Raw genomic sequence first — 2,204 nt, forward strand, 5'->3', positions numbered from 1 at the left:
GAACTATGCCTCTACGGTAAGCTACAGGAATAACGCCGACGACGAATACGCTTATCGCTTTGCTTCGGGGTATGTTTCTTCTTATCTTGAAAGCTTGGTGCTGGAGGAGTATACGGAGGTTCAAGCGGGTAAAACAATTCGTTTTTCACATGACCCAACCGATATAAATTTCAAAGGAAAATCATTGTGGAATGAATGGGAGTATAAAAAAATAAATATGGGTATAAAAATTATTCTCGGAAGGAGATTTTTGGTATGCAACCTACTAACTATGAATTCCTAGATAAAATTGCAGATGTATTTTTATCTCAAAGAGCATGTGGCAATAACAATGAATTAATAGATACAGTTTCTTTTTATGACAATAAAATGTCTTCTATCGTTTATGATTATTATCCATTTGAGGTTGAAATTAGAGATAACAACTTATATTTTTTTATCATAACAAATCGCAGTGAAAAGAAAATGCTATTTTCGTCATCGCTTAATACCGACTTTGATAAGCTTTGTGACAGTTTGATAAAATGTATAACGACAGATGTAAAAAAGCAAATTCCCAAGAAATTTTTAAAAGCAAAGGGGTTTTTATAATGAATGAAAATCGAGCAGAAATAAAAGCCAAAATAGTGGAAACTGAAATGAAAAAATATTTTGGTAGTTTAGTTTCGAATTTTAATTTGATAGACGCTTTTTACGGCAATGGACATGAAGAATTTAGTTTGGGATTCAAGTATTGTGACTATTTTGATATGCGCTTTAATTATGGTCAAGGTGCTTGCGGATGCTGCATATGTTATGATTGGGGTGATAATAATGAGGCTATACTTATTAAAACCTCAATTGATGGTTGGTGGGAAAAAATTTCAATTCAATGGAAAAAATATTTTCATGAACTTAAAAAAGAACTGGATTTGCGTATTCCCGATGATTATTTAAAAGAATTTTTTTATAAATCCTAATACCGAAACAAATGTAGTGTGAACTAATGCGAATGCTACGGAACATATGGGGGAATATGTTGGTCGCTTTTAAAGTGTTGAAGGGAGAGATAGTTTTTGAACGATATAATCAGTACATTTAATGACTTGTATTATAAAATTCAAATATCTCATAATATTTGTTTGGCTGATGTAAGAAATATATGTTTGAAATCTTATAATAATTCTGTTGTCTGCGATGTTGATGGTGGCGCCCCGGAAATATATTACGAAATATTAGAGAGGGATTGTGGGCATTTTGCTGTTTTGAAAATAGAGCGAAACAGTCACGAGATTATATATGAAAGTGTTAATGCTGATTTCGCAGCAATTGCTCTTTTCCTGTTTCTTTCACGTCATCAAATAAAAAAAACTGATAATGATATTGAGATAGAAGAATTTATAAAAAAAGAAATTGCACACGGGAATATAGATTTGGCTAGACAGGTGATTGCTGAAAATTTTGGAGAAAAAACAATTTCGTTTGAAAAAAACGTATTCGATAAAATTTCTGTTATTACTTTGTCTACAAATAAAATTGACATTTTTTATCATGGCAATACAATTTTATTTTGTTCAGAATTTAATAAACCAGATCTTGAACGTGGATATTTAATTGCATTTAATAAATGCCGTATGATTAATATTTATCATAAAATAATGGTGAATATTACAAATATTATTCCCGATGTTAATGAAAACGAAAATAGAAAACTTAAATATCTATTTTTAGTTGGGGCTATGGAAAAATAAGTATATCAAGTATAATAACGCATACAATTTTTCTTGCTGACGGAGCATTTTTAGAGCCGATAGCTAACGTATTCATGCGAATTATACCAGAGATATCTCTTAAAGCAATACGCTAAAGAAGATGTTGCAAAGGTATGCGGATATGAGGTTTCCAAAAAGATATCTCCTGAGTTGCTTGACTCAATATTCAAATCTGGTCAAGCTTCTGATATTGTTGCTATTCTTTCTAAGTATGATGATGAAGCAATTGTTGCGATAAATAAGATTTTGGATAAAGACGCTGTTGCAACTTTGATAAGAGACTATGGTGATGATGGCGTTAAAGTTGCTGTTAAGGGCGGCGATTATCTTGTCAAGGCAATTAATAACCTTGATGACGACGCAGCGGAATTGTTTGTAAAAACTGTTTCAAAGCAAAGTGATGAATTCTTTGATATTGTAAAAAATTGTGATGATTGCATTGATGATGTAATA

Annotated in this window: 5 protein-coding genes; all 5 read left to right on the forward strand. The window is 31.4% G+C overall.

Annotated features, from left to right (window positions below):
- Nucleotides 1–283: hypothetical protein (locus QVO88_RS06400; protein ID WP_288177841.1), on the forward strand; the 283-nt coding region annotated here is incomplete at its 5' end.
- Nucleotides 256–591: a hypothetical protein gene (locus tag QVO88_RS06405; RefSeq protein WP_022287674.1), complete on the forward strand. Its 336-nt coding sequence runs from the start codon at nucleotides 256–258 to the stop codon at nucleotides 589–591. The genes QVO88_RS06400 and QVO88_RS06405, both read left to right, overlap by 28 nt.
- A complete protein-coding gene (locus QVO88_RS06410; RefSeq protein WP_022287675.1) occupies nucleotides 591–959 on the forward strand; it encodes a hypothetical protein in 369 nt (122 codons plus the stop codon). The genes QVO88_RS06405 and QVO88_RS06410 overlap by 1 nt, the downstream gene beginning before the upstream one ends.
- A gap of 96 nt (nucleotides 960–1,055) precedes the next feature.
- Nucleotides 1,056–1,730, forward strand: a complete 675-nt coding sequence (locus tag QVO88_RS06415; RefSeq protein ID WP_022287676.1) for a hypothetical protein — start codon at nucleotides 1,056–1,058, stop codon at nucleotides 1,728–1,730.
- A 171-nt stretch (nucleotides 1,731–1,901) separates the two neighbouring features.
- The coding region (locus QVO88_RS06420) for a hypothetical protein (RefSeq protein WP_288177842.1) at nucleotides 1,902–2,204 on the forward strand (303 nt) is incomplete at its 3' end.

Source organism: Ruminococcus sp. CAG:57, from assembly GCF_000435935.1.
Lineage (GTDB): Bacteria > Bacillota > Clostridia > Oscillospirales > Ruminococcaceae > Hominimerdicola > Hominimerdicola aceti.

What these genes read in the sequence shown, in the direction of transcription:
- QVO88_RS06410 (WP_022287675.1), top strand. Translation starts at nt 591, where the DNA reads ATGAATGAAAATCGAGCAGAAATAAAAGCCAAAATAGTGGAAACTGAA.
- QVO88_RS06405 (WP_022287674.1), top strand. Translation starts at nt 256, where the DNA reads ATGCAACCTACTAACTATGAATTCCTAGATAAAATTGCAGATGTATTT.